Annotated in this window: 27 protein-coding genes; 14 read left to right on the top strand and 13 right to left on the bottom strand. The window is 68.0% G+C overall.

The window, feature by feature from the left end:
* Nucleotides 1-114 precede the first annotated feature (114 nt).
* Complete coding sequence (locus C3E99_RS02210) at nucleotides 115-1365, bottom strand: threonine ammonia-lyase (protein ID WP_104959343.1); 1251 nt, start codon at nucleotides 1363-1365, stop codon at nucleotides 115-117.
* 58 nt (nucleotides 1366-1423) lie between these two features.
* Between C3E99_RS02210 and C3E99_RS02205 the strand changes: the two genes are divergently transcribed.
* The 4 genes from C3E99_RS02205 to C3E99_RS02190 all read left to right on the top strand — a co-directional run bounded on the left by C3E99_RS02205 (nucleotide 1424) and on the right by C3E99_RS02190 (nucleotide 6572).
* Nucleotides 1424-2302: an NAD(P)-dependent oxidoreductase gene (locus tag C3E99_RS02205; protein WP_083675005.1), complete on the top strand. Its 879-nt coding sequence runs from the start codon at nucleotides 1424-1426 to the stop codon at nucleotides 2300-2302.
* Between the two features lie 167 nt (nucleotides 2303-2469).
* On the top strand, nucleotides 2470-4101 hold the full coding sequence (locus C3E99_RS02200; protein ID WP_104959342.1) for an amidohydrolase: 1632 nt from the start codon (nucleotides 2470-2472) through the stop codon (nucleotides 4099-4101).
* Nucleotides 4101-5321 carry an NAD(P)/FAD-dependent oxidoreductase gene (locus C3E99_RS02195; RefSeq protein WP_076074166.1) on the top strand — a complete coding sequence of 407 codons (1221 nt, stop codon included), beginning with the start codon at nucleotides 4101-4103 and terminating at the stop codon, nucleotides 5319-5321. Before C3E99_RS02200 ends, C3E99_RS02195 begins: the two co-directional genes overlap by 1 nt.
* A 102-nt stretch (nucleotides 5322-5423) precedes the next feature.
* Complete coding sequence (locus tag C3E99_RS02190; protein ID WP_076074163.1) at nucleotides 5424-6572, top strand: alpha-hydroxy acid oxidase; 1149 nt, start codon at nucleotides 5424-5426, stop codon at nucleotides 6570-6572.
* A gap of 43 nt (nucleotides 6573-6615) precedes the next feature.
* On the opposite strand, the gene C3E99_RS02185 is transcribed toward C3E99_RS02190, so the two are convergent.
* Both C3E99_RS02185 and C3E99_RS02180 read right to left on the bottom strand, forming a co-directional pair.
* A complete protein-coding gene (locus C3E99_RS02185; protein ID WP_104959341.1) occupies nucleotides 6616-7344 on the bottom strand; it encodes a TorF family putative porin in 729 nt (242 codons plus the stop codon).
* Between the two features lie 558 nt (nucleotides 7345-7902).
* Nucleotides 7903-8670 carry a TorF family putative porin gene (locus C3E99_RS02180; RefSeq protein ID WP_067109147.1) on the bottom strand — a complete coding sequence of 256 codons (768 nt, stop codon included), beginning with the start codon at nucleotides 8668-8670 and terminating at the stop codon, nucleotides 7903-7905.
* Nucleotides 8671-8888: 218 nt separating this feature from the next.
* Between C3E99_RS02180 and ispG the strand changes: the two genes are divergently transcribed.
* From ispG to C3E99_RS02160, 4 genes are read left to right on the top strand one after another with little or no spacing between them, the layout of a single operon-like run.
* Nucleotides 8889-10040 (top strand): flavodoxin-dependent (E)-4-hydroxy-3-methylbut-2-enyl-diphosphate synthase, encoded by a 1152-nt coding sequence (gene ispG, locus C3E99_RS02175; protein WP_067109151.1) that lies wholly within the window; start codon nucleotides 8889-8891, stop codon nucleotides 10038-10040.
* Between the two features lie 55 nt (nucleotides 10041-10095).
* Nucleotides 10096-10356 carry an AbrB/MazE/SpoVT family DNA-binding domain-containing protein gene (locus tag C3E99_RS02170; RefSeq protein ID WP_067109155.1) on the top strand — a complete coding sequence of 87 codons (261 nt, stop codon included), beginning with the start codon at nucleotides 10096-10098 and terminating at the stop codon, nucleotides 10354-10356.
* Nucleotides 10353-10739 (top strand): type II toxin-antitoxin system VapC family toxin, encoded by a 387-nt coding sequence (locus C3E99_RS02165; RefSeq protein WP_067109159.1) that lies wholly within the window; start codon nucleotides 10353-10355, stop codon nucleotides 10737-10739. Before C3E99_RS02170 ends, C3E99_RS02165 begins: the two co-directional genes overlap by 4 nt.
* Nucleotides 10740-10742: 3 nt before the next feature.
* Nucleotides 10743-11222 (top strand): GNAT family N-acetyltransferase, encoded by a 480-nt coding sequence (locus tag C3E99_RS02160; protein ID WP_067109162.1) that lies wholly within the window; start codon nucleotides 10743-10745, stop codon nucleotides 11220-11222.
* Between the two features lie 22 nt (nucleotides 11223-11244).
* Here C3E99_RS02160 and C3E99_RS02155 read toward each other — a convergent pair whose 3' ends face one another.
* Genes C3E99_RS02155 through C3E99_RS02140 form a run of 4 tightly spaced genes read right to left on the bottom strand, consistent with a single transcriptional unit; the run spans nucleotide 11245 to nucleotide 14402 of the window.
* On the bottom strand, nucleotides 11245-11775 hold the full coding sequence (locus C3E99_RS02155) for a GNAT family N-acetyltransferase (RefSeq protein WP_067109165.1): 531 nt from the start codon (nucleotides 11773-11775) through the stop codon (nucleotides 11245-11247).
* Nucleotides 11772-12857: an alpha/beta fold hydrolase gene (locus C3E99_RS02150; protein WP_076074158.1), complete on the bottom strand. Its 1086-nt coding sequence runs from the start codon at nucleotides 12855-12857 to the stop codon at nucleotides 11772-11774. The genes C3E99_RS02155 and C3E99_RS02150 overlap by 4 nt, the downstream gene beginning before the upstream one ends.
* Nucleotides 12854-13210 (bottom strand): hypothetical protein, encoded by a 357-nt coding sequence (locus C3E99_RS02145; RefSeq protein ID WP_076074155.1) that lies wholly within the window; start codon nucleotides 13208-13210, stop codon nucleotides 12854-12856. Before C3E99_RS02145 ends, C3E99_RS02150 begins: the two co-directional genes overlap by 4 nt.
* A 58-nt stretch (nucleotides 13211-13268) precedes the next feature.
* Nucleotides 13269-14402, bottom strand: coding sequence for an acyltransferase family protein (locus C3E99_RS02140; protein WP_324787700.1), 1134 nt, complete (start codon nucleotides 14400-14402; stop codon nucleotides 13269-13271).
* Nucleotides 14403-14491: 89 nt separating this feature from the next.
* On the opposite strand from C3E99_RS02140, the gene C3E99_RS02135 reads away from it, so the two are divergent.
* Nucleotides 14492-15343 carry a LytR/AlgR family response regulator transcription factor gene (locus tag C3E99_RS02135; protein WP_158682063.1) on the top strand — a complete coding sequence of 284 codons (852 nt, stop codon included), beginning with the start codon at nucleotides 14492-14494 and terminating at the stop codon, nucleotides 15341-15343.
* 118 nt (nucleotides 15344-15461) lie between these two features.
* On the opposite strand, the gene C3E99_RS02130 is transcribed toward C3E99_RS02135, so the two are convergent.
* Nucleotides 15462-16172 carry a head GIN domain-containing protein gene (locus C3E99_RS02130; RefSeq protein ID WP_076074148.1) on the bottom strand — a complete coding sequence of 237 codons (711 nt, stop codon included), beginning with the start codon at nucleotides 16170-16172 and terminating at the stop codon, nucleotides 15462-15464.
* Between the two features lie 44 nt (nucleotides 16173-16216).
* Nucleotides 16217-16990, bottom strand: coding sequence for a head GIN domain-containing protein (locus C3E99_RS02125; protein WP_104959340.1), 774 nt, complete (start codon nucleotides 16988-16990; stop codon nucleotides 16217-16219).
* Between the two features lie 131 nt (nucleotides 16991-17121).
* Here C3E99_RS02125 and C3E99_RS02120 point away from each other — a divergent pair, with 131 nt between their 5' ends.
* The 5 genes from C3E99_RS02120 (at nucleotide 17122) to C3E99_RS02100 (ending at nucleotide 21952) form a co-directional block, all read left to right on the top strand.
* On the top strand, nucleotides 17122-17598 hold the full coding sequence (locus tag C3E99_RS02120; protein ID WP_067109187.1) for a GreA/GreB family elongation factor: 477 nt from the start codon (nucleotides 17122-17124) through the stop codon (nucleotides 17596-17598).
* A complete protein-coding gene (locus tag C3E99_RS02115; RefSeq protein WP_076074145.1) occupies nucleotides 17595-17774 on the top strand; it encodes a hypothetical protein in 180 nt (59 codons plus the stop codon). The genes C3E99_RS02120 and C3E99_RS02115 overlap by 4 nt, the downstream gene beginning before the upstream one ends.
* 6 nt (nucleotides 17775-17780) lie before the next feature.
* Nucleotides 17781-18959 carry an NAD(P)/FAD-dependent oxidoreductase gene (locus C3E99_RS02110; RefSeq protein ID WP_076074143.1) on the top strand — a complete coding sequence of 393 codons (1179 nt, stop codon included), beginning with the start codon at nucleotides 17781-17783 and terminating at the stop codon, nucleotides 18957-18959.
* A 146-nt stretch (nucleotides 18960-19105) separates the two neighbouring features.
* Nucleotides 19106-20863, top strand: coding sequence for a DEAD/DEAH box helicase (locus C3E99_RS02105; protein WP_076074140.1), 1758 nt, complete (start codon nucleotides 19106-19108; stop codon nucleotides 20861-20863).
* A 111-nt stretch (nucleotides 20864-20974) separates the two neighbouring features.
* Complete coding sequence (locus C3E99_RS02100) at nucleotides 20975-21952, top strand: quinone oxidoreductase family protein (RefSeq protein WP_076074137.1); 978 nt, start codon at nucleotides 20975-20977, stop codon at nucleotides 21950-21952.
* A 140-nt stretch (nucleotides 21953-22092) separates the two neighbouring features.
* Here C3E99_RS02100 and fghA read toward each other — a convergent pair whose 3' ends face one another.
* Genes fghA through purU form a run of 4 tightly spaced genes read right to left on the bottom strand, consistent with a single transcriptional unit; the run spans nucleotide 22093 to nucleotide 24737 of the window.
* Entirely contained in the window at nucleotides 22093-22941 is an 849-nt protein-coding gene (gene fghA / locus C3E99_RS02095) for an S-formylglutathione hydrolase (protein ID WP_104959339.1), read from the bottom strand.
* Nucleotides 22938-23441 (bottom strand): prolyl-tRNA synthetase associated domain-containing protein, encoded by a 504-nt coding sequence (locus C3E99_RS02090; protein ID WP_076077569.1) that lies wholly within the window; start codon nucleotides 23439-23441, stop codon nucleotides 22938-22940. Before C3E99_RS02090 ends, fghA begins: the two co-directional genes overlap by 4 nt.
* An 8-nt stretch (nucleotides 23442-23449) precedes the next feature.
* Nucleotides 23450-23827, bottom strand: a complete 378-nt coding sequence (locus C3E99_RS02085; protein ID WP_076074133.1) for a VOC family protein — start codon at nucleotides 23825-23827, stop codon at nucleotides 23450-23452.
* Between the two features lie 49 nt (nucleotides 23828-23876).
* Nucleotides 23877-24737 carry a formyltetrahydrofolate deformylase gene (purU, locus tag C3E99_RS02080; protein WP_104959338.1) on the bottom strand — a complete coding sequence of 287 codons (861 nt, stop codon included), beginning with the start codon at nucleotides 24735-24737 and terminating at the stop codon, nucleotides 23877-23879.
* Between the last annotated feature and the right edge of the window lie 68 nt (nucleotides 24738-24805).

The following is a 24805-nucleotide window of genomic DNA, read 5'->3' as shown; positions in this document are numbered from 1 at the left end:
CCTGCGCTTTCGACAAACGCGGCGTTTCGTTCAAAGTCAGGGCCATGGACCCTGAAACAAGTTCAGGGTGACGAGGCGGGAAAGGCCTCCTTCCACAGGCAGAAGGGGGGCGATTTACGCCAGCTCGACCGTCGTCACCATATAGCCCGCGTCGCGCAGCGCCCGGACCAGCTTGTCGAGATGTTCGCGGTCGCGCGCCTCGCACTCGATGTCGGTGATCAAGCCCTTGGCGGGCAGCGTCGTGAAGATGCGCTGGTGATAGATTTCGATGATGTTCACCTGCTCGGCGTTGAACACCTCCATCACCTTGAACAGCGCCCCCGGGCGGTCCTGCAACCGGATGCGCAGCCGCGCGATGCGGCCCGACCGCGCAAGGTCGCGCAGCAGCACGTTGGCGAGCAGCCGCGTGTCGATATTGCCGCCGGTCAGGACGAGTCCGACCTTGCGCCCGGTGAACTCCTCCGGATGCGCAAGCATCGCCGCGAGGCCCGCCGCGCCCGCGCCCTCGACCACCGTCTTCTCGATCTGGAGCAGCAGGCTGACCGCACGCTCCAGATGCCGTTCGGCGACGAGCACGATATCGTCGTTGAGCTCGGCGACGAGGCGACGGGTATAGGTCCCCGGCTCCTTGACCGCGATCCCTTCGGCCAGCGTGTCGCCCTCGCACGCCATGTCGACGCCGTTGAGTTCGGCGTACATCGAGGGATAAAGCTCGGCCTGCACCCCGACGAGGCGGATGTCGTTCTTGATCCCGCGCGCCGCGGTTCCCATGCCGCTGAGCAGTCCGCCGCCGCCGATCGGCACGATCAGCGTATCGAGCTCGGGCACGTCCTCGAGCATTTCGAGCGCCACCGTCCCCTGCCCCGCCGCGGTGTGCGGATGGTCGAACGGGTGGACGAAGGTCAGCCCGCGTTCCTTTTCCAGCTCGCGCGCATGGGCATAGGCGTCGTCGAACTTCTCGCCGAACAGCACGATCTGCGCGCCGTGGCTCGCGGTCTGCGACACCTTCACCTGCGGCGTCGTCTTCGGCATGACGATGGTCACGGGGACACCCAGCCGCTTGCCATGATAGGCCAGACCTTGCGCATGATTGCCCGCCGACGCCGCGATCACCCCGCGCGCCTTCGCCTCTTCGCTGAGCAGCAGCAGCGCGTTCAGCGCGCCGCGTTCCTTGTAGGCGGCGGTGAATTGCAGATTCTCGAACTTCAGCCACACATCGGCGCCGACCAGTTCCGACAGCGTCTGCGACTTCAGCGTCGGCGTGCGAACGACCGCCCCCATAATTCGCCCCGCCGCCGCGCGCACGTCGTCGAGCGTGATCGCCGAGAAATCGGCTGCGGAGGTCAGGGTGAGTTGATCGGTCATAGCGCTGCGCCCTAACCCCATCTGGCGCGCCACGCAAACCATGGTTATGGACCGGTGCATGAGCGAACGGACATTGCGCGTCACATTCATCGGCACCGGCGTCATGGGCGGACCGATGGCGGGGCATCTCGTCAGGGCGGGGCACAGCGTCACCGTCTACAACCGGACAAGGGCCAAGGCCGATGCATGGGCGGCGCATTACGGCGGCACCGCGGCGGCGACTCCCGCCGAGGCGGCGCGCGATGCCGACGTCGTCCTGTCCTGCGTCGGCAACGACGACGACCTCGCGCAGGTGACGCTCGGCAGCGACGGCGCCTTCGCGGCGATGCGCCGGGGCGCACTGTTCGTCGACCACACCACCGTTTCGGCACGCATTGCCCGCCGGCTTGCCGCGGAGGCCGAGGGACTCGGGTTGATGAGCCTTGACGCCCCGGTGTCGGGCGGCGAGTCGGGCGCGCAGGCGGGAACGCTGTCGATCATGTGCGGCGGATCGCCCGAGGCCTTTGCCGCCGCCGAGCCGGTGATGCGCGCCTATGCCGGGCGCATCGTCCACATCGGCGGTCCCGGCGCGGGGCAGACGACGAAAATGGTCAACCAGATCGCGATCGCCGGCGCCATCCAGGGCGTGTCGGAGGCGCTGCGCTTCGCGCAGGCGTCACAGCTCGACACCGACAAGGTGTTCGAGGCGGTATCGGGCGGCGCGGCGGCAAGCTGGCAGATGCTCAATCGCTGGGGCACGATGGCGAAGGACGAATTCGATTTCGGCTTCGCGGTCGACTGGATGCGCAAGGACCTCGGCCTCGCGCTGGAAGAGGCGCGCGCCAATGGCGCGACCCTGCCGGTCGCCAGCCTGGTCGATCAATTCTATGCCGATGTGCAAAAGGCCGGTGGCGGGCGAAAGGACACCAGTTCGCTGGTGACGCGGTTGCCGAAGTGAGAGGTCAAGGGAAACATCCTCTCCCGCAAGCGGAAGGGGCGGCCAAACTCGGTCCGGCGAAGCCGGGTCCGGTTGCCGGCCGGCTGCGCCGCCTGCCCACCCCGCTGCGACTAGCGAGCAAGCTCGCAAGTCTCGCTGCCCCTCCCGCTTGCGGGAGGGGGTTACTGATGCTCGCCGCTTCGACTCTCGCCGCCCCGGCCCACGCCGACACGCTGGTCGACAATGTCAACGGCATCACACTCGACCAGCAGGGCAAGGTCGTGCACTTCACCGGGCTCGTCATCGACAATGACGGCAAGGTGAAGCAGTTGCTCGACCGCAAGGACAAGCGGCCCGAGCGACCCGATTTCAAGGAGGACGGCAAGGGCCGCACGCTGATTCCCGGGCTGATCGACGCGCACGGCCATGTCATGGGGCTCGGCCTTTCGCTGATGACGCTCGACCTGTCGGAAACGCGCTCGCTCGACGAAGCGCTTGCCGCGATCCGCAAATATGCCGCCGCCAATCCCGACATGCCGTGGATCATCGGGCGCGGGTGGAATCAGGAGAAATGGGGTCTCGGCCGCTTTCCGACCGCCGCCGACATCGACGCGGTGGAAGCTGCCCGCCCGGTCTGGCTCGAACGCGTCGACGGCCATGCCGGCTGGGCGAACAGCGCCGCGATGGCGGCGGCGAAGATCACCGCCGCCACGAAAGCGCCCGAGGGCGGGCGCATCGAGATGGCGGGCGGCAAGCCGAGCGGCGTGTTCGTCGACGCGGCGGCGGCGCTGATCGACGCCGCGCGGCCGAAGCCGCTGGCGCGCGACCTCGACCGCGCCTTCCTGCTCGCGCAGGCGAAGCTGATCGAACAGGGGATCACCGCGATCGCCGACATGGGCACGACGATCGAGGACTGGCAGGCCTATCGCCGCGCCGGCGACCGCAGACAGCTGACGGTTCGCATCCTCTCCTATGGCCATGATGTCGGCGACATGGCGCTGATCGCGGGGCCCGAACCGACGCCGTGGCTCTATGACGACCGGCTGCGCATGGTCGGGGTGAAGCTGTATCTCGACGGCGCGCTCGGCTCGCGCGGGGCGTGGCTCAAGGCGCCCTATGCCGACGCGCCGGGGCAGAAGGGGCTGCCGCTGCTCACCCCCGCGCAGCTCCGCAACAAGATGGTGCGCGCCTCGATGGACCGGTTCCAGGTCGCGATCCACGCGATCGGCGACGCCGCCAATGCCGAGGCGCTCGACGCGATCGCCGACCTCAACGCCGACCTGCCCGGCGAGCGCCGCTGGCGCATCGAGCATGCGCAGATCGTCGATCCCGCCGATATCCCGCGCTTCAAGCAGCTCGGCGTCATCGCCTCGATGCAGCCGATCCACCAGCCGTCGGACCGGCTGATGGCCGAGGCGCGGCTGGGGCCCGAACGGCTGAAGGGCGCCTATGCCTGGCGCAGCCTGGAGAATGCCGGGGTCCGCCTCGCCTTCGGGTCCGACGTGCCGGTCGAAAGCGCGAACCCCTTCCCCGGCATCGCCGCCGCCATCTCGCGCACCGATGTCGCGGGCCAGCCCTTCGGCGGCTGGCACCCCGAGGAAGCGGTGAGCCGCGAGAGCGCGCTCGACGGCTTCACCCGTACCGCCGCCTATGCCGCCTTCGCCGAGGACCGGCTGGGGACGTTGATGCCCGGAATGCGCGCCGATTTCCTGATCGTCGACAGCGATCCGCTGCTCGCCAGTCCCGACGAGATCCGCCGCATGACCCCGCTCGAAACCTGGATCGGCGGGTCGCGCTATTACCGGAAGAAGGGCGGCTGATGGATCGCCGCCGCCTGCTCGGCGCGCTCGCCGCGGTTCCGACGGCGCTCGCGCTCGGCGCGGCGGCGAAGAAGGAGCCGCGCGCGTCGCGCCGGCGCAAGGGTGCGAAGGCGCCCGAAAAGCATGTCGATGTCGCGGTCGTCGGCGCCGGCGCGATCGGCGCCTGGACCGCGTGGCACCTCGTGCGGCAGGGACGCAGCGTCCGCCTGTTCGACGCCTATGGCGCGGGCAACGGCCGGGCCGCGTCGAACCTGCCGACGATGCTGCTCGACCCGGTGCAGAACGGCGACGCGCTCTATGCCGGGCTGGTCGAGGACAGCATCGAGGCGTGGCAGCGCCTGTCCGACAGCGCCAGCCTGCCGATCGTGACGCGATGCGAAACCGTGACGACGCAGGCCGCCGCGGCCGAGGCGGCCGGCGAACCGCGCGGGGCCGACCGGCTCGCCGGCGACCGGCTGCGCCACCGCTTCACCCAGATCGCGTGGCGCGCGGACGAAAGCGCGCTGCTCGCCGAAAAGGCGGCGATGATCGCCGGGCGGCGCGGGGTGTTCGAAACCATCCTCGACGCGCAGGTCGAGCCCGAGACCGTCGTCATGCCCGCGCCGCTGCGCGACAAACGGCGCGACCTCTATGTGCTGCCCGACGGCGGCACCGCCGAAAGCATCGTCTATGCGAGCGGCGCCTGGCTGACCGAGCTGTTCCCCCAGATCCTGACCCCGCAGCGGCTGTCGGCAGTCCGGCATCAGCTTTTCCATTTCGGCGCCGGCCAGGGCGACACGCAGTTCCGTCCGCCCGCGATGCCCGCGCTGGTCGACCGCGCCTATGGCTTCACCCTGCTCCCCGACGTCGAGGGGGTGGGGCTGCGCTGCTGGAAGGGGATGCCCGACGCCACCGTCCACCCCGACAGCTTCGACCGCCGCGCCGATGAACGCGCGCTGGCGGAGGTCCGGCAATGGCTGACCGGCCGCCTGCCGCGGCTGGCCGACGCGCCGGTCGTCGCGAGCGCGGCGGCGCACGATTGCCGCACCCTGACCGGCGACCTGCTGCTCGACCGGCTGCCGGACCAGCCGCGCGCGTGGCTGGTCGGCGGCGGCGCCGGCCGCGCTTTCGCGCTCGCCCCGGCGATCGGCGCGCGCGTCGCCGCGCATGTCGGGGATGCCGCGCGCCCTATCGAACCACGCTGGGCGCTGACGCGGCTGACGGGTGGGCTCACAGGATAGGTCTTTTCCGTTTGTCCTGAGCTTGTCGAAGGGCCGTATTTTCCTTCATAGGTTGCAAGGAAGGACTGTCCTTCGACAGGCTCAGGACGAACGGGGGATAGGGTGCGCCTCACCGACTGCCACAATATCGACGATTTCCGCGCGCTGGCGAAGCGGCGCCTGCCGTGGCCGGTGTTCGATTACATCGACGGCGCCGCCGACGACGAGGTGACGCGCCGCCGCAACCGCGATGCCTTCGATCGCTGCGACCTGATCCCCCGCGTGCTGACCGGCGTGGAGACCGTCGACATGCGCACGACATTGTTCGGGCGCGAGGTCGCGATGCCGCTGTTCCTGTCGCCGACCGCGCTCCAGCGGCTGTTCCACTGGCAGGGCGAGCGCGCGGTGCTGCGCGCTGCCGCCGACGCGGGCACCGTCGCGGGCATCTCCAGCCTCGCGACGATCGGCCTCGCGGAGGCGGGCGCGCTGACCGGCGGCCCCAAGCTGTTCCAGCTTTATGTCCATCATGATGAGGGGCTGAACCGCGCGATGCTCGACGCGGCGCGCGCGGCGCGCTTCGACGCGGTCGCGCTGACGGTCGACACGATCGTCGGCGGCAATCGCGAGCGCTGCCTGCGCTCGGGCTTCACCTCTCCCCCGCGCTTCACCGCGCGCAACATGCTCAGCTATGCGATCAAGCCGGGCTGGGGCCTCAACTATGTCTGCCGCGAGAAGTTCAGCCTGCCCAACCTCGCCACGCACGTCTCCGAAGGGTCGAGCGTTCCCCGGTCGGTCGCCGAATATTTCACCACGATGCTCGACCAGAGCCTCGACTGGCGGCGCGCCGAGGCGATCCGCAAGCAATGGGACGGTCCCTTCTGCCTGAAGGGCATCGTCGCGGTCGAGGATGCCCGGCGCGCGGTCGACATCGGCGCCACCGCGATCATGGTGTCGAACCATGGCGGGCGCCAGCTCGACGGCAGCATTGCGCCCTTCGACGCGCTCGCCGACATCGTCGACGCGGTCGGCGACAAGGTCGAGGTGATCTGCGACGGCGGCATTACCCGCGGCACCCACGTGCTGAAGGCGCTATCGGTCGGGGCGAAAGCCTGTTCGGGCGGCCGCCTCTATCTCTATGCGCTCGCCGCCGCGGGCGAGACCGGGGTGACGCGCGCGGTCGCGCTGCTCCGCGCCGAGATCGAGCGCGGGATGAAGCTGATGGGCGCGAAAAGCCTCGCCGACCTGTCGCGCGGCAACCTGCGCTGGCGCTGAATCCAGCGAACGGGGCGGCCGCCGGAAGCCGCCCCGCCGCATCTCAGAACGACACGCCGAGCGTGAAGATCACCGCGCCGTCGGCGCCCACCGCCTCCTTGAACCCCAGCGCCTTGGGCGCGTCGGTGTTGACATAGGCGATGCTGCCCGTCAGCGCCTTCCAGCTCGCTTCGATGCCGACCGAATAATCGACGACATCGCCGTCGGCGCCGCCCAGGAAGCTGTCGCTCTTCGCGTAACCGACATGGCCTTTCAACGTGAAGGGCGTGTTCGGGATGGCGAGCCCGGCGTCGGTGTAGAGATAGACGCCGCTGGCATCGCCCAGCGAGTCCTGGCCGCCCGGCGCCCACGCGATTCCGGTCTTGATCGATGCGTGGCCAAGGTCGCCCGACACCGCGAAATAGGGCTCGATCACCGACGTGTTCGAGGTGCCGGGATACAGATAGAGCGTCGCGCCGATATCGGCGGTCAGCCCCGGCGCCACCTCCTTCGCATAGCCGGCGAAGACGTCGATCTCGGTCCCGTTCGCGAAGCCGATGCTCGACCCCCAGGTGCCGACATAGAGGCCGCTGTCGTGGCCGATGCTGAAACCGCCCTGGATCGCCGCCTCTTCGTTCGACTGGCTGAAGCCGCGGAAGCGATAGTCGCTGACGACGGTGGCATTGCCCGAAATGGTGATGCCGTCGTCCGAAGCCTCCTGCGCGAAAGCGGTGGCCGGCACGGCGGACAGGACAAGGAGCATGCAGGCGCATGCGCGAGAGAGATTTGTCATGGGTTGATCCTCGAAAGTTGAATGGATCGTCCCTGCCTGCTGCGCGGCGGCCGGCCTCTGTCAGGGCCGGTCCTTCCGCACAGGCTTTGTGTCGGTCAAAATGCTGCGGCGCACAAACAAAAAATGCATCGGCGCGCGCTTGGCTTTGCCATGCGACAAATCGGCAACAGTTGCCGACACCGGAGTTGCGAGAGAGGCCCCGAAGAGAAGAGTCGGAGCGGAGGCCGTGCGCCCTCCGCAAAAAGGCTTTCCTATTGTATCGCCGCGCGCCAGCCTCTCCCCATATCCTTCGCTGAACAAATCTGCCCCCTCCCGCTTGCGGGAGGAGCAGCGAGGCTTGCGAACTCGTTCGCTCGACTCTGATGACTTTGGATTGACCTACTTCGTCATTGCGAGCGGAGCGAAGCAATCCAGAGCGGTTTATGCCTGCTCTGGATTGCCGCGCGGCTTCGCCGCTCGCAATGACGATTCCATTCGATGTCATCACGGTCTAGCCGCAACAGGCGGGCAGATGCGACGCCGCCAGCCCATGAGCGGCGGTTCCGCATCATGCCATCGCTAAAAGGATACCCCCAGCGACAGCACCACGCCCGCGTCATAATATTTGTCGATCGCCTTCACCCCGGTCTTGGGAATGTCGGTATCGACATATTTGATCCCCGCGGTGATCGGGCCGAAGCTCGCCGATGCACCGATCGACCAGTCCCAATAATGCCCCCCCGGCGCGAATGCCCCGAGCGCGCCGTCGGTATAGCCGACCGATCCCGACAGCGTGACCGGCGTCGTCGGGATGCCCGCCGCGAGGTCGAACCGCAGATAGAGATTGTCGTCGTTGCCGAGCGCGGCCTGGCTCCACGCATAGCCGAGCGTGCCCGTCGCCTCGACCGGCCCCAGCGTGTGCGACAACCGGCCGATCGCCTCCACATAGTCCGACGGCCCCGCCGCCTTGCGTCCGTCGGGATACCAGTAATAGGTCAGCCCGACGTCGACTTCGGTCCCCGACGCGATCTCGGTCGCATAGCCGCCGTAGATATTGGCCTCGATCTCGCCATAGGTCGGCGTGTCCTCGATATTCGATCCCCAGGCGCCGATATAGAGGCCGCTGTCGTGGCTGATCGTGACGCTCGGCTGGATCGCGACGTCGCCGCCCGATTCCGACAGGCCGCGAAACCGATAATCGGAGACGAGATCGACGCTGCCCGAAACGGCGATCGGGCCGACACCGATACCGCGGTCCTGCGCGAGAGCCGGCGTCGCGAAGGCGGCCAGAGCGATGAACGCAGTAGCGCCGAACGCGGCCAGGCCTGCTGTGCGGTGTCGTGTCATGGATGTCCCTTTTTTTCGATTATCGCCTGTTCCGTCCCTTCGGCGGCGCCGAAAGAGCCGCTTTTCCGGCGCGGCACAAGGTGCAACCGGCCGCGCCGGTCGCGGATCGCGCCCGGCTGTGTCTTTCGCGTCACAGCGCCGTCCTCTTCCACGAGCCTTTGCCAAGCGGGCGCCGGAGGGCTAAGGAGCGGCAGCCCCTCCACTATCGAGCAACAGCCATGAGCGATCATAATCCCGGCCTGCGTCCCTGGCGCGACATCGCGCGGCGCGCGTGTCGGCAGATCATGGTCGGCACCGTCCCCGTCGGGGGCGACGCGCCGATCACCGTGCAGACGATGACCAACACGCTGACCAGCGACGCGGTGGCGACGATCGACCAGATCCGCCGCTGCGAAGAGGCGGGCGCCGACCTGATCCGCGTGTCCTGCCCCGACACCGACTCGACCGCGGCGCTGGGCCAGATCGTCCGCGCCTCGCGCATCCCGATCGTCGCCGACATCCATTTCCACTACAAGCGCGCGCTCGAGGCCGCCGACGCGGGCGCGGCGTGTCTGCGCATCAACCCCGGCAACATCGGATCGTCGGAACGCGTCGGCGAGGTCGTGCGCGCCGCCAAGGCGAACGGCTGCGCGATCCGCATCGGCGTCAACGCCGGCAGCCTGGAAAAGGACCTGCTCGAAAAATATGGCGAGCCCTGCCCCGAGGCGCTCGTCGAAAGCGCGCTCGACCATATCAAGCTGCTCCAGGACCATGATTTCCACGAATATAAGGTCGCGGTGAAGGCAAGCGACGTCTTCCTTGCCGTCGCATCCTATATGCAGCTTGCCGAAGCGGTCGACTGTCCGCTGCACCTCGGCATCACCGAGGCGGGCGGGCTGATCGGTGGCACGGTGAAAAGCGCGCTCGGGATCGGCAACCTGCTGTGGGCGGGCATCGGCGACACGATCCGCGTCAGCCTGTCGGCCGAACCCGAGGAAGAGGTGCGCGTCGGCTATGAAATCCTGAAATCGCTGGGCCTGCGCACCCGCGGCGTGCGCGTCGTGTCCTGTCCCAGCTGCGCGCGGCAGGGCTTCGACGTCATCCGCACCGTGCAGAAGCTCGAAGAGGCGCTCCAGCACATCAAGACCCCGATGTCGCTGTCGGTCCTCGGCTGCGTCGTCAACGGGCCGGGAGAGGCGCGCGAGACCGACATCGGCATCACCGGCGGCGGCCACGGCAAACATATGGTCTACCTGTCGGGCGTCACCGACCACCATGTCGAAGACGCCGACATGATCGCGCACATCGTCCAGCTCGTCGAAGCGAAGGCGGCGGAGATCGAGGCGGGCAGCTCGGTGAGCATGGACAAGCTGCACGGCAAGGCGGCGTAGGTCTCTTGTTGCTATTTGGGTCCCGTGATACCTTGATATACCCAAGGAGCACATCATGTCCTATCATGCCAAGCTGATCAAGGGCGGCAAGATCGTCATTCCCGCGGAACTGCGCCGCGAACTGGGATTGAAGGACGGCGATCAACTGGTCATCGAGCGGATGGGCGGCAGCCTGACGATCAAGACCTATGCACAGATGGTGCGCGAGGTGCAGGCGGAGATCAAGCGGCTGGTCGGCCCCTATGAGGGATCGCTGGTCGACGAATTGATCGCCGATCGGCGAGCGGAGGCGGCGGCCGAAGATCGCCGGCCATGACCACCGTCCTCGATGCATCGGCCATCCTCGCGCTTCTTCTGGACGAGACGGGCAGCAATATCGTGCTGGATCAACTCGCCGATGCCCACCTGTCGACCGTCAACATGAGCGAAGCGATCGCCAAACTGGCCGAACGCGGAATCGGGACCGGGCAAGTGCGCCGGCAAATCGAACGGCTGGAGCTTCATATCCATGATTTCGACGCCGATCAGGCCGAACGTGCAGCCGCACTGCGGCCGCTCACGAAGCCGTTCGGCCTGTCGCTCGGCGACCGCGCCTGCCTTGCATTGGCTCAGCGCCTCGGGGTTCCGGTTCTGACCTCGGACCGCCGCATGGCAGACGCGGCCCCGGCCGCCGATCTTCAAATCGACACGATCCGGTAACCTATGACCCTTTCGATCCGTCCCGCAAAACCCGCGGACCTGCCGCTGATCGCCGCGCTCATCCGCGCGCTCGCCGATTATGAAAAGCTCGCCGACGAAGTGCGCTTCGACGAAGCGACGCTCGGCGAGCATCTCTTCGGCCCGCATCCGCATGCCGAGGTGGTGATCGGCGAAGTCGACGGACAGCCGCAGGGTTTTGCGCTTTTCTTCCACAATTTCTCGACTTTCGAAGGAAAGCCCGGCCTTTATCTCGAAGACCTGTTCGTCCGCCCGGAGGCGCGCGGAGCGGGGCTCGGCAAGGCGCTGCTCGCGCATCTGGCAAAGCTTTGCGTCGCGCGCGGCTGCGCACGGCTCGAATGGTCGGTGCTCGACTGGAACGCACCGGCCATCGGCTTTTACGAAAGCCTCGGCGCGCGGATGATGGACGAATGGACGGTGATGCGCGTCGACGGCGCCGCGCTCCCGGCACTCGCGGCGGCGTGAGGCCGGAGTCGGCGCGGGCGCCCTACCGATAGGCCTCGGCCATCCGCTCGGCGCGGCCGCGGTCGAGCGACAGCAGCACCAGGTCGTGCAGCGCGCCGTCGGCGTCGCGGACATGATCGCGCAGCAACGCCTCGGCGCGAAAGCCCGCTTCCTCGAACAGGGTGATCGCACCGCGCTGATCGGGGGTCATGTAGGCGACCAGCTTGGCCGCGCCGCGCTCGCCGGCCAGCACGATGCAGCGGTCGAGAAGCTGCCGCCCCAACCCGCGTCCGCGCCATTCGGGCGCGACGAGCAGCCGCACCTCGGCGACGTGCGGCGACCAGCCGAGCGGATCGGCGAGCAGCGCCGCCGTCGCGACCACCTGTTCCCCGTCGGTCGCGACGAGGCTTGGCATCGTGTCGCCCGCCGCCGCCGCCAGCCACGCCGACACGACCCGCTCGTTGCGGATGTCGCGTGCCAGGAACAGCAGGTCGTGCGCGGGCACCGCCGCGGCGAAGCGCAGGATGGCCGGGCCGTCGCCGGGCTCCAGTTCGCGGATCGTCGCTTCGCTCATACGCTTTTCTCGCCCAGCCATTCGTCGACCATCGGCCACATGCGGCGCACCGCATTGGCGCCGGCGATCAGGCTGACATGCCCGCCCTTCAATTCCACCTGGTTCTTCTCCTGCGAACCTACCATCTCGATCAGCGGCGCCGATGCCGGCGGCGGCACGATATGATCGTGCTGCGCGGTGATGTGCAGATAGGGCGCGGCGATCGCGCCGAGGTCGACCGGCCGCCCCGCGACCGTCATCGTCCCCGCCATCAGCGCATTGTCCCACATCAGCTTCTTGGTCATGTCGCGGAAATATTCGCCGGGAAGCGGCAGCGCATCCATGCCCCAGCGGTCGAACATCCGGTGCGCCTTGACGAATTCATCGTCCCACAGATTGTCGTAGAGCCGGATATTGCCCGCGACCCGCTGCGCCGGGCGCAGCATCTCGAAACTGGTCATGATCAGGTCGCTCGGCACGTTGCCGACCGTATCGACCAGCCGGTCGACGTCGAAGAAGCTCTTGTCGGACCACGCCTGGAACTGCGGCATATGGCGAAAGTCGACCGGCGTCGTGAAGGTGACGAGGTTCGCCGGACCCGCCGCCCCGGCGGTTGCCGCCCACAGCAGCGACAACAGCCCGCCGGCGCAATAGCCGACGACGCTGACGTCCGATTCGCCCGTCACCGCGCGGACGCGCTGCACCGCACTCGGCAGGAAATCGAGCACATAGTCGGCGATCCCGACCGTTTTCTCCTCGGGACGCGGGGCGTCCCAGTCGACCATGAAGACGTCGTAACCCGCCTTCAGCAGGAACTCGACGAAGCTCTGCCCCGGCGCCATGTCGAAGATATAGCCGCGGTTGGTCGGCGCCATCACCAGCATCAGCGGCATGCGGTAGATCTCGTCGACCAATGGGCGGTAGTGATAGAGGCGAAAGGTGCCACGCGAAATCAGCACGTCCTTGCCGCTGCTCCCCACGACCGGCGCGGGGGAGCCAAGATATTCGACTCCCTTGATATTGCGCAGCATCGCGCGCTCGAACTCGCGCCGCGCGGCGGCAAAGGGGTCCGCGTCGGCCTGCGCCGCGGCCCCGCCGGTCATTTCGTCTTACCGGGCTTGCGCGTCCGGGCGGGCTTCAGCGTCCCGTCGGCAGGCTGGCCGCCGCTTGCGAGCAGCGTCTCGATGCGCGCCACCGCCGCCTCGATCGCGCCGATCCGCGCGCCCAGATCCTCGATATCGGCCTTGCTCGGCATCTGGATCGCGTCGAGCGCCTTCAGCATGCCGTCCTTCATCTGCGCCTGCATCGCGACCTTGGCGTTGTTCAGGCCGTTCATCGCCTGCGCCGCCTCTTTCTGCTGGAGGAACTTGGCGCCGAACTCGTTCGCCATCTTTTCCCAATTGCCCAGCATGTCGCGATAGGCATCCATGAAGTCCTGCGGTCCCTTGGTCGCCATGCTTCACCTTCTTCCCGTCATGTTTCGGAGAAGAAGGTTGCACAAGATCGCGCCGCTGTCACGCGCCGCGCTGCAGTCCGATCAGCGGCCGCAGCCAGCCGACGCGCCGCCCGCCGAGATAGAAGGCCCAGCAGCCGGCGACGGTCGCCGCGACCAGCAGCATGAAGAGCGGGAGCGCCGCGACACCGGCCCGGATCAGATACCAGCCCGCGACGACGATGATCGTCTGATGGATGATGTAGAAGGGAAAGACCGCCTCGGCGAGCGGCGCGCGCCAGCGATGGTCGCGGTTCCACCAGCGGTCCGCGATGCCGACCAGCGCGACGATCGCGGCCCAACCCTGCGCCTGCCGCGCGCCATGGAACGCCATGTCCGCCCATGCGGGCCCGCCCTCCGGCCACGCGCATGCGATCCAGACGATCGGTACGAAGGCGAAGACGGCCAGTATCGCCGCTCCGGTCCGACAACAGGCGATCGCGTCGAACAGGACCGGACGCGCGCGAAGCAGCCACCCGACCGCGAACGCGATCAGGTAATGGAGATGCACCGGCCCGTCATCGACGAGCGCGTGGGTTTCGCGATGGTCCGGAAAGGCGGCGTAGACAAGGAGCCAGCCGGCCATCGGCAGCAGCAGGATATTCCAGCCGCCGAGCCGCCTCGCCGCGCCATCGGCGACCAGCACCCATAGCCAGGACGGCACGATGGCAAACAACAGGTCGGCGAGCATCGTATAGACCCACAGATAGACGACGAACCACAGATGCTGCCACGTCGGCAGGACGATGCCGTCCAGCGTTCCGAAGCGAAAATAATCGTGCAGCCAGAAATGGAGCAGGCCGTGCGCATAGCCATGCTGCCCGATCAGTTCGATCCACGGCTGCGGCGGTATGACGACGAGGATGCCGAACGCGAGCGGGATCAACAGGCGCGCGCTTCGTGCCCGTGCAAAGTCCCCCGCCCCGCCAAGCTTCACCAGCAGCGCCGCGCTGGCATATCCCGAAACGAGGAACAGCAGCGGCAGCCGCCAGCCGTTGGTGGCAAGCATGGGAATCGCAACCCAATCGATCGTCGGCTCGCTCTTGACGTGCCAACCCCATGGCACGAAGACCATGCCGATATGATAGAGGATCAGCAGCGCGAACGCCCCGATCCGCAGCCAGTCCATGCCAAGATGCCGTATCGCTCCGGCCACGCCGAATCTCCTTTGCCCGGTTTCGCGAGGACGGCTACGTCAGGGCCGGACAGAGCCGCGACCGGCGCGGGACCAGCGGCGGAGGGAGCGTGACCGAAGGAACAGCGCCTGGGACCAACGGCGGCGGAGCCGGGACGAATCGCATCAGCCCGCGTCGGTTGACGATCCTGCTCGTCGGCGCGCTTTTCGCTTACGGCCTCATCCGCATCACCTCGAACGTCTATTCCTATCTCGCCGAGCGCCATGCCTTCGGCCGCGACGTGCCGGCATCGACGGCCTGGGCCTATGAGGGCACCAGCCTCGTCGCCTGGACGATGATGATCCTGCTCTGCTGGTTCGGTGTCCGCTTCATCCGTCCGCCGCGCTTCGGCTGGATCGCGACGATCGCGATCCACGCCGCGCTCGCTCTGCCCGTTTCGCTCGCCCATATCGCGCTGATGGTGGGGCTGCGCATGGTCGTCTGGTGGCTTGCCGGTAGCAGCTATGCGTTCGAATCGCCCGATGGATCGCCGATCCTCTATGAACTGCGCAAGGACGCGGCGACCTATGCCGAACTGATCCTGCTCATCTTTCTGATGCAGTGGCTGATCGCGCGCCACGCCGCGCCCTCCACGCCGGTCGAAGCATCGCGGACGCTGACCGTGAGCGATGGATCGGTCGCGCACCGCCTTCCGGTCGCCGAGATCGGCCATATCGCCGCCGCGGGCAATTATGTCGAGATCGCATGGCGCGGGCGCCGCCTGCTCCATCGCGCGACGCTGAGTGCGGTCGAGACCGAATTGGCCGGCGCCGGCTTCGTGCGCATCCACAGGAGCCGCCTCGTCCGCAAGGACGCGGTGCGCCGCGTCGTCACCCACAGGAGCGGCGATTTCGACGTCGAACTGGCGGACGGCGAGATGCTGCGCGGCAGCCGCCGATATCGCCCCCGCATCGAAGGCTGAACGCGGTCGCTGCGCCTAGAGTGGATTCGGTTTTGATGGAATCAAAACCGGCACTCTGGATTCTTGTTTTACCGTGTTTTCCGAGTCGTCAGGTGATTCCACCTGACTTGAAAACACTCTATCGCGCCTGCCCGCAGGTGACGGAACCGCTGCCGATATTGCGCACCGTGCAGGTCGGTCGGCCAAGCACGACGGTCCGCCCGATCCCGCGTGCCGTGATCGTCGCGGATTTTTCGGCCCGCAGGACATGGTCCCCCGCCCCTTCGCTGTCGCTGGTCCATTCGCCCGCCACCAGCGCCCCGGCGTCGAGGCTGCCGGCCCCCGACAGCGTCGCCTGCGCCTGTTTGACAGAACCCGCGAGCGTCATCGCGCCGTTGCCGATCATCGCAACCGACAGCCGGTCGCCGACCACCTCGCCCACCCGGATCTCGCCGGGGCCGCGCAGACCGATGCTCACGCGCGTTCCCTTCAGCCGGTCGATGTGCAGCGCGCCCGCGCCGCCCAGCATGGCCGACCGCAAATTGACGGCATTGACGCGGACCGTCACCGGCGCCTGCGGTTTCGTCCGGCGCTCGTCGCCCGCGAACCGGCGCTCGCCGATCACCAGGCGCCCGTCACGCGTTTCGAGGCTGACGCGATCGAGCGCCTCGGGCGTCCCGATCGCGACCGCGCCGACCGGCGCCCGCGTCGTCACCTCGACGATGAAATCGGCATCGACCTCTATCGCCTCGAAACTGGTGAGGCCAAAGCGCTTCTCCGCGCTTGCCGCGGGTCCGGCGAAGAGGATGGCGGCAGCCGCAAGCGCGGCCCATCGCGAGGCGCTGGTCATACCGCCGCCTTAACCGTTCCGCGCGGGCCGCGCCAGCGGGCGCGTCACCTGCAGGTGACGGTGCCCGATCCCATCTTGCGCGTCGAACAGGTCGCGCCGCCGGTCAGCGTCACGTCGCCCGAACCGAGGACGCGGACGTCGGCCTTGCCGGTCGCCTGCGTCTCGACATTGCCCGACCCCGTGACCGAGACGGCCAGCGTCGTCGCGACCAGCCCGTCGGCATCGACGTCGCCCGATCCGGTCACGCTGATGTCGCCCGCGTCGATCGTGCCATTGTCGATATCGATATCGCCGGACCCCGACACGGTGATGTCGGCGCGCTTGCCGGTAAGCTTCGCGATCTTGAGGTCGCCCGACCCGGTCAGCACCGCCGCGACCTTATCGCCCGCGACCGCGTCGGCGTCGATCGAACCCGACCCGGTCAGCCGCACGGTGTCGAGTTTCGGCATGGTGATCGCGATCTCGACACCGCGATGGCGGCCACCGCCGAGACTGAAGCCCTCGCGCTTGCGGCCGATCGACAGCAGCGCTCCGTCGAGCGTGATGTCGAGTTCGTCGATCTCCGCCTGCGGCCCCCTGGCTGCGATCGAAAAATTGTCGCCCTGACGGATCGTGACGTCGTCAGGGCCTGCGACCTGGACGCCGGTGAAGCCGGTGAGGGTGAAATTCTGCGTCGTTTGCGGTCCCGCATCGGCGGCGCGGTCGGCATCGCCGCGGGTCTCGCTGCGGTCGCCGCGATCGCCGCGATCGGCGCCGCTGCAGCCCGTCGCGGTCATCGCCAGCGCCAGCGGGAGGAAGGCCATCGTCCAGTTGCGCATCGCATATCTCCTTCGTGTGTTATGGTTATAATACACGAAGGAGGGACTGTCCAGCACGACCGGCGCCGCGCCATCTTGTCGCCACCTTCGCGGTGCAAAGGGATGGCTTCCCTTCCCCGAGAGTATGGACGATGAGCGTAGCCTTTCGGCGCGAGAGCGACGACGAACATAAGGAACCGACCTTCGAATGGCCGATTCCGCCGGGACCGAATCTGGTGACGCCGCGCGGGTTGCGCCTGCTCGGCGAAGGCGTGGCGGCGCTCGACGCGGCGATCGAGGCGGAAACGGATGCCGAAGCGAAGGCAAAGCTGCAACGCCAGCTCCGCTATCTCGGCACGCGCAAGGCGACCGCCGAGGTGCAGGAACCGCCCGCGGAAGGGTCGGTCGGTATCGGCAGCCGGGTGCGCTACCGGCTGAACGGCGCCGACCGCGAAGTGACGATCGTCGGCCATGACGAGGCGGACCCGACCGTCGGGCGCATCGCCTTCACCGCCCCGCTCGGCCGCGCGCTGCTCGGCGCCGAGGTCGAGGATATGGTCGAATTCCAGGGACGCGAAGACGCGATCACGGTCCTGGCCGCCGCTCCCAACCCCGAGGCGCAGGCATGAAGGACAAGTTCGAACGCCACAAGCAGCCATGGACGGCGGCGGAAATCGACAAGCTTCATACGCTCGCAAGGAAGGGCGTGGCGCTGAAGGCGATCGCCAAGGCGCTGACGCGCAGCGAGGAGTCGGTGAAGGCGCGCGCCAAGCAGGACGGGCTGTCGATCGCAAAGCTGCGCTGACCGCCGATGACCGCTGCCCCTTATGATGCCATCGTGCTGGGCGCCGGCGCGGCCGGGCTGATGTGTGCGGCGGTCGCCGGGCAACGCGGACGGCGGGTGCTGCTGCTCGATCATGCCGACGCGATCGGAAAGAAGATCCTGATCTCCGGCGGCGGGCGCTGCAACTTCACCAATATTCACACGGCCCCCGACCGCTATATTTCGGCGAACCCCCATTTCGCCAAATCGGCGCTCGCCCGCTACACCCCCGCCGATTTCCTGGCGCTGGTCGAAGCACATGGCATCGCGTGGCACGAAAAGACGCTCGGCCAGCTGTTCTGCGACGGATCGGCGAAGCAGATCGTCGCGATGCTGATGGAAGAGGCGGCGAAGGGCGGCGTCACCATATTGCACGGCCAGCCGGTCCGCGAGGTCGCGCACGGCGCGGAAGGGTTCGCGGTGACCTTCGGCGAGCGGCGCTTCACCGCCCCGGCGCTGGTCGTCGCAACGGGGGGTCCGTCGATTCCGAAGATGGGCGCGACAGGCTTCGCCTACGACCTCGCGCGGCGCTTCGGCCTGAAGGTCGTCGAGCCGCGTCCCGCGCTCGTCCCGCTGACGCTCGGCGGCGACGATCTGCTGTTCCGCGAGCTGTCGGGTGTCGCGGCACCGGTCGAGGCGCGCGCGGGCAAGGCGGCTTTCCGCGAAGCGGCGCTGTTCACCCATCGCGGCCTGTCGGGGCCCGCGATCCTCCAGGTCAGCAGCTATTGGCAGCGCGGCGATCCGGTGACGATCGACTTCCTGCCCGATGCCGCGCCGGGCTGGCTGGTCGAGGCGAAGCGCGCGCGGCCGCGGGCGACGCTGGCCTCGACCCTCGCGCCCCTGCTCCCCGCCCGGCTCGCCCAGACGCTCGCCGACCGTCTTGCGCTACCCGGCGAACTGGGAGCGCAGACCGACCGCAAGCTCGTAGAGGCCGAGACGCGCCTGAAGCGCTGGGCCTTCCAACCCAACGGCACCGAGGGTTTCGCCAAGGCAGAGGTCACCGTGGGCGGCATCGCGACCGCCGGGCTGTCGTCGCAAACAATGATGGCCAAAAGCGTTCCGGGGCTCTATGCGGTCGGCGAAGCCGTGGATGTCACCGGGTGGCTGGGCGGCTATAATTTTCAATGGGCGTGGGCCAGCGGATACGCAGCGGGCCAGGCGCTTTAGGAAAAGCTTGCGTCCCTTCGTCACCCCGGATTTGATCCGGGGTCCCTTCAGCGCTTCGTGGCAAGGGGCGAATGGATGCCGGATCGGGTCCGGTATGACGAATTAAAGAATCGGCGGCGCGGCCCGTTACGGAAAAGAAGAGAAATATGGCCTTCGATCATCTTCCCCCCGCCCTCGCGGACGCTCTCGGCGCGCGCGATTATCAGACGCTGACCCCGGTGCAATCGCAGGTCATCGAGGCCGGGGCCCACGGCCGCGACCTGCTCGTTTCGGCGCAGACGGGTTCGGGCAAGACGGTCGCCTTCGGTCTTGCGATGGCCGACGAACTGCTGGCGGACGGCCGCCTTCCCTTCGCCTCGGCACCGCTTGCGCTGATCGTCGCGCCGACGCGCGAACTGGCCCTGCAGGTCAGCCGCGAACTGGGCTGGCTCTATGCCGCCACCGGCGCGCGCATCGCGACCTGCGTCGGGGGGATGGACGCGAGCCGCGAGCGCCGGGCGCTGAATCAGGGCGTGCACATCGTCGTCGGAACGCCCGGCCGATTGCGCGACCATCTCGAGCGCGGCGCGCTCGACCTCGCCGCGTTGCGCGTCGCGGTGCTCGACGAGGCCGACGAAATGCTCGACATGGGCTTTCGCGAGGATCTGGAGGAAATCCTCGACGCGACGCCCGAAACGCGGCGCACGCTGCTGTTCTCGGCGACGATCCCCAAGCCGATCGCCCAGCTCGCCAAACGCTATCAGCGCGATGCACTTCGCATCTCGACGGTCGGCGAGGATCGCGGCCACGGCGATATCGCCTATCAGGTCGTGACCGTCGCGCCCGCCGATATCGAAAGCGCGGTGATCAACCTGCTGCGCCTTCACGACGCCGAAACCGCGATGCTGTTCTGCGCCACGCGCGAAAATGTTCGCCGCCTGCACGCGCGGCTGGTCAACCGCGGCTTCGCCGCCGTCGCGCTGTCGGGCGAGCATAGCCAGAACGAGCGCAACCAGGCGCTGCAGGCGCTGCGCGACCGCCGGGCCCGGGTGTGCGTCGCGACCGACGTCGCGGCGCGCGGCATCGATCTGCCCAGCCTGAGCCTGGTCGTCCATGTCGAAATCCCGCGCGATGCCGAAACGCTCCAGCACCGTTCGGGTCGCACCGGGCGCGCGGGGAAGAAGGGGACGGCGGTGCTGATCGTGCCCTATCCGCGCCGCCGCCGTGTCGACGCCATGCTGCGCGGCGCCCGGATCGACGCCGAATGGACCGGCGCCCCGACCGCCGACGACGTACGGGCACGCGACCGCGAACGGCTGATCGAGGCGCTGCTCGCCCCCATCGAGCATGACGAGGAGGATATCGAGCTCGGCCGCCGCCTGCTCGCCGAGCGCGCGCCGGAGGACATCGCCGCCGCGCTTGTCCGCGCGCACCGCGCCACCATGCCGCTGCCCGAGGAACTGATCGACAACGGCCCGCCGCCGCGCCGCGAGCGGGGCGAACGCGCCGAACGCGAACCGCGCGAGCGCGGCGGGCACCGCGACGGTTTCGACGACAGCGTCTGGTTCCGGCTCAACATCGGTCGCCGCCACAATGCCGACCCACGCTGGATATTGCCGCTGCTCTGCCGCCGCGGCCATGTCACCAAGCACGAAATCGGCGCGATCCGCATCGGCCCGAACGAAACGCTGTTCAACATTCCGCTCGCCATCGCCGACCGCTTCGCCGAGGCGGTCGAGCGCAGCGCCAACAAGGATGGCGAAGACGACAATGGCGTCGCGATCACGCCGGCGCCCGGCGGCGCGACCTGGCCGCCGCGACGCGAAGGGGGTCCGCGCAAGGACGGGCCGCGCAAGCCCCATGGCAAGCCCGGCGGGTTCAAGGCCAAGCCCTTCGGCAAGGGCAAGCCGCGCGCGCCCCGCTGACTCACCCCCTCCTCGGAAGAGGAGGGCTTAGGGTCAGGACCCTAGATCGCATCGACCCTTGCGCTGCCTGTCCGCTCGCTCCAGATGAAGCGGACCAGCAGGAGAGCAGCCATGCAGGCAATCGAGGCGTTCATCGCGGAGCAGGGCGGTCCCGAGGTTATCCAGTGGCGCGAGGTGACGCTCGGCGCGCCCGCTGCCGGACAGGTGCTGGTGCGCCAAACCGCCATCGGGCTCAACTATATCGACACCTATCATCGCGACGGCACCTATCCGATCGAGCTTCCCGGCGGACTGGGCGTCGAAGCGGCGGGCGAGGTGGTCGCGACCGGCCTCGACGTCCACGGCCTGCAGCCCGGCGACCGCGTCGCGACCTTCGGCCCGCAGCGGGGCGCCTATGCGAGCGCGCGGATCGTTCCCGCCGCATCGCTGATGAAACTGCCGGCCGGCATCGACGACGACACCGCCGCCGCCGCGCTGCTCAAGGCCTGCACCGTCGAGGCGCTGGTCGAGCGCTGCGCGAAGATCGAGGCGGGCTGGCCGGTGCTGGTCCATGCCGCGGCGGGCGGCGTCGGTCTGATCCTCGTCCAATGGCTGAAGGCGGTCGGCGCGACGGTGATCGGCACCGTCAGCACCGAAGCCAAGGCGCAGACGGCCCGCGACGCCGGCGCCGACCATGTCATCCGCTACAAGCAGGACGATGTCGCCGCGCATGTTCGCGAGATCACCGACGGCCAGGGCGTCCCCGTGACCTTCGACGGCATCGGCATGGCGACATGGACCGTGTCGCTGAAGGCGACCGCACGGCGCGGGTTGATCGTCAGCTACGGCAATGCCGGCGGACCGGTGACCGGGGTCAATCTGGGCGTCCTCGCGCAGCATGGATCGCAGTTCGTCACGCGGCCGACGCTGTTCGACTATTATCTCGACCCCGGCGAACGCGCGGCGGGCGCCGCGCGCGTGTTCGAGATGATCGAAAGCGGGGCGGTCGCGATTACCGTCGGCCAGCGCTATGGGTTGCAGGACGCGGCGCGCGCGCATGCCGATCTGGAAGCGGGGCGGACGACCGGATCCAGCTTGCTGATTCCATAATCTCCCCTCCCGCTTGCGGGAGGGGTCGGGGTGGGCAGCAACGGTGCGACCAGCCCACCCCGCTGCGGCTAGCGAACAAGTTCGCAAGCCTCGCTGCCCCTCCCGCTTGCGGGAGGGGGGGGAAAGCCTACGCCTAAATCCTACTCCTTCAACCGCTCCGCATGCCATGCGACATGCTCGGCCATGAAGGTCGAGATGAAATAATAGCTGTGATCGTAACCCGGCTGCATGCGGATCGTCGCCTTCTGCCCGGCCTTTCGGCACGCCTCTTCGAGAAGCGGCGTCTTCAACTGCTCGGCGAGGAATGTGTCCGCATCGCCCTGGTCGACCAGCAGGTCGGGCAGCCGGGCGCCGCCGTCGATCAGCGCGCAGGCATCATAGGCGGTCCATAGCGCGCGGTCGGGGCCCAGATAGCCGCCCAGCGCCTTTTCGCCCCATGGGCACTGCGTCGGCGCGACGATCGGCGCGAAGGCCGAGACCGAGCGGAAACGGTCGGGGGTGCGCAGCGCCACGGTCAGCGCGCCATGGCCGCCCATCGAATGGCCGCTGATCCCCTGCCGCGTCATGTCGGCCATCGGGAAATGGCGCAGCAGCAGCGAGGGCAGTTCGTCCTCGATATAGGAGCGCATCCGGTAGTTCTTCGCCCATGGTTCGACGGTCGCGTCGACATAGAAGCCCGCGCCGAGGCCGAAATCCCAGGCTGCATCGGGGTCGCCGGGAACGCCCTCCCCCCGCGGCGAGGTGTCGGGCGCGACGAAGATGATGCCGTGCGCCGCACAGGCGGCGCGATACTCGCCCTTCTCCATCACATTGGCATGGGTGCAGGTCAGCCCCGACAGATACCAGAGCACCGGCAGTTTCGCGCCTTCCGCATGGTCGGGCACAAAGATCGCGAAGCTCATGTCGGTCGCGGTCGTGTCGCTCGCATGGCGGCAGACGCTTTGCGTGCCGCCATGGCTGCGGGTCGTCGAAAGGGTTTCGATGGTCATGCGATGGCCTGAACGGGAATGGGCGCCACCAGCGGATCATGCCCCCAATGGCGCAGAAGGTCGAGGATCGCCGCCCCGGCGAGCCCCAGCGTCGCGGTATTGCGCAGCGGATGGACGTTGACGCGGCTCGCGGCGGCCAGGCCCGCATCGAGCACGACGGCGATGCTGCCCGGCGGCGCGTTGATCGCGGCGAGCGGCGTCACCGATCCCGGCTGGATGCCGAGCAGCCGCTCCATATCCTCCGGCTTGCCGAAGCTCACGCGCTTGCAGCCGATCGCATCGGGCAACGCCTTCAGGTCGACGCGCGCCGCGGCCGGCACGGTGACGAGCCAGAAGGCGCCGCCGGCATCCTTGAGGAACAGGTTCTTGCTGTGCGCACCGGGGATCGCGGCGCTGACCTTCTCGCTCTCGGCGACGGTGAACACCGCGACATGTTCGTGCGCGGCAAAGGGAATCGCGAGCGCATCCAGATCCGCCAGCAATCCCGCTTCGCCGCGCACGACCGTCCTCACATCCGGTGCAGGGCGCAGAGCTTGTTGCCCGACGGATCGCGCAGATAGGCGAGATACATCTTCATGCCATTGCCTTCGCGCACGCCCGGCGGGTCTTCGATCGCGGTGCCGCCCGCTTCGACCCCGGCGCGATGCCACGCGTCGGCCTGTTCGGGATTGGCCATCGCGATACCGATGGTGCAGCCGTTGCCCGCGGTCGCCGGCTGCCCGTCGATCGGCGCCGTCACCAGGAACAGACCGCCGTTGTGCATATAGATCAGGCGCCCCTTGTCGTCCTGGATCCCCGGCTTGCCGCCGATCGCCTGGAAGGTCGCATCATAGAATTTCCGCGATGCATCGAGGTCGTTCGACCCGACCATATTGTGGCTGTACATATGTCCGCTCCTCCTGATTCTGGTTGCGAATCGATACCTATAGCGTTGCCTAGCGGAAGACCACCGTCTTGCACCCATCGATCAGCACGCGCTGTTCGGCGACCCAGCGCACCGCGCGCGCGAGCACCTGCGCCTCGATATCGCGGCCGGTGCGGATCAGGTCGTCGACCGAATGGCGATGATCGACACGCTCGACCGCCTGTTCGATGATCGGGCCTTCGTCGAGGTCGCCGGTCACGAAATGCGCGGTCGCGCCGATCAGCTTCACCCCGCGCTCGTGCGCGCGGTGATAGGGCCGCGCGCCCTTGAAACCCGGCAGGAAGCTGTGATGGATATTGATGCAGCGGCCGATGAGCCGCGCCGACAGGTCGGTCGACAACACCTGCATATAGCGCGCGAGCACCAGATAATCGGCCTTGCCGCGCGCCATGACGTCGAGGATCGCGGCCTCCTGTTCGGCGCGGTTGGCGTCGCTGACGGACAGATGATGAAAGGGCACGCCATGCCATTCGGAAAGCCGCCGCAGATGCTCGTGATTCGACACGACCCCGACGACGTCGATCGCCAGATTCCCCGTCGACCAGCGGTGGAGCAGGTCGTTGAGGCAGTGGCTGCCCTGCGATACGGCGATGACGAAGCGCGGCTTTTGCGCCGCGTCGCGAATGCGCGCATCCATCGCGAAGCGTTCGACGATCGGCGCGAACGCCGCCTGCACTGCGGCGAGCCCTTCGGGAAAGCGGGGTCCCGCGGCGCGGAACGCGACCCGCATGAAGAAGCGCCCCGATTCGAGATTGGCATATTGCTGGCTGTCGAGGATGAAGCCGTCGGCTTCGGCGAGCAACCCCGTCACGGCCGCGACGATGCCGACGGCATCGTTGCAACTGAAGGTCAGGACATAGGGTCCGGTCACTGTATCGCTCCCCTTCCTCAATTCCGTGTGTCCCCGCGAAGGCGGGGACCCATCTCCGGTGGTATCGG

Origin of the sequence: Sphingopyxis sp. MG, assembly GCF_002953155.1 — a bacterium.
Classification (GTDB): domain Bacteria; phylum Pseudomonadota; class Alphaproteobacteria; order Sphingomonadales; family Sphingomonadaceae; genus Sphingopyxis; species Sphingopyxis granuli.
The sequence above is the reverse complement of the archived record's forward strand: the minus strand, read 5'-3'. Positions and strand labels throughout refer to the sequence as shown.

Coding starts and splice junctions, on each gene's coding strand:
- C3E99_RS02205 (WP_083675005.1), top strand. CDS start 1,424: ATGAGCGAACGGACATTGCGCGTCACATTCATCGGCACCGGCGTCATG.
- C3E99_RS02105 (WP_076074140.1), top strand. CDS start 19,106: ATGGCCTTCGATCATCTTCCCCCCGCCCTCGCGGACGCTCTCGGCGCG.
- C3E99_RS02155 (WP_067109165.1), bottom strand. CDS start 11,775: ATGAGCGAAGCGACGATCCGCGAACTGGAGCCCGGCGACGGCCCGGCC.
- C3E99_RS02150 (WP_076074158.1), bottom strand. CDS start 12,857: ATGACCGGCGGGGCCGCGGCGCAGGCCGACGCGGACCCCTTTGCCGCC.
- C3E99_RS02165 (WP_067109159.1), top strand. CDS start 10,353: ATGACCACCGTCCTCGATGCATCGGCCATCCTCGCGCTTCTTCTGGAC.
- C3E99_RS02125 (WP_104959340.1), bottom strand. CDS start 16,990: ATGCGCAACTGGACGATGGCCTTCCTCCCGCTGGCGCTGGCGATGACC.
- C3E99_RS02160 (WP_067109162.1), top strand. CDS start 10,743: ATGACCCTTTCGATCCGTCCCGCAAAACCCGCGGACCTGCCGCTGATC.
- fghA (WP_104959339.1), bottom strand. CDS start 22,941: ATGACCATCGAAACCCTTTCGACGACCCGCAGCCATGGCGGCACGCAA.
- C3E99_RS02120 (WP_067109187.1), top strand. CDS start 17,122: ATGAGCGTAGCCTTTCGGCGCGAGAGCGACGACGAACATAAGGAACCG.
- C3E99_RS02100 (WP_076074137.1), top strand. CDS start 20,975: ATGCAGGCAATCGAGGCGTTCATCGCGGAGCAGGGCGGTCCCGAGGTT.
- C3E99_RS02115 (WP_076074145.1), top strand. CDS start 17,595: ATGAAGGACAAGTTCGAACGCCACAAGCAGCCATGGACGGCGGCGGAA.
- C3E99_RS02180 (WP_067109147.1), bottom strand. CDS start 8,670: ATGACACGACACCGCACAGCAGGCCTGGCCGCGTTCGGCGCTACTGCG.
- C3E99_RS02210 (WP_104959343.1), bottom strand. CDS start 1,365: ATGACCGATCAACTCACCCTGACCTCCGCAGCCGATTTCTCGGCGATC.
- C3E99_RS02200 (WP_104959342.1), top strand. CDS start 2,470: ATGCTCGCCGCTTCGACTCTCGCCGCCCCGGCCCACGCCGACACGCTG.
- ispG (WP_067109151.1), top strand. CDS start 8,889: ATGAGCGATCATAATCCCGGCCTGCGTCCCTGGCGCGACATCGCGCGG.
- C3E99_RS02085 (WP_076074133.1), bottom strand. CDS start 23,827: ATGTACAGCCACAATATGGTCGGGTCGAACGACCTCGATGCATCGCGG.
- C3E99_RS02170 (WP_067109155.1), top strand. CDS start 10,096: ATGTCCTATCATGCCAAGCTGATCAAGGGCGGCAAGATCGTCATTCCC.
- C3E99_RS02145 (WP_076074155.1), bottom strand. CDS start 13,210: ATGGCGACCAAGGGACCGCAGGACTTCATGGATGCCTATCGCGACATG.
- C3E99_RS02185 (WP_104959341.1), bottom strand. CDS start 7,344: ATGACAAATCTCTCTCGCGCATGCGCCTGCATGCTCCTTGTCCTGTCC.
- C3E99_RS02110 (WP_076074143.1), top strand. CDS start 17,781: ATGACCGCTGCCCCTTATGATGCCATCGTGCTGGGCGCCGGCGCGGCC.
- C3E99_RS02130 (WP_076074148.1), bottom strand. CDS start 16,172: ATGACCAGCGCCTCGCGATGGGCCGCGCTTGCGGCTGCCGCCATCCTC.
- C3E99_RS02195 (WP_076074166.1), top strand. CDS start 4,101: ATGGATCGCCGCCGCCTGCTCGGCGCGCTCGCCGCGGTTCCGACGGCG.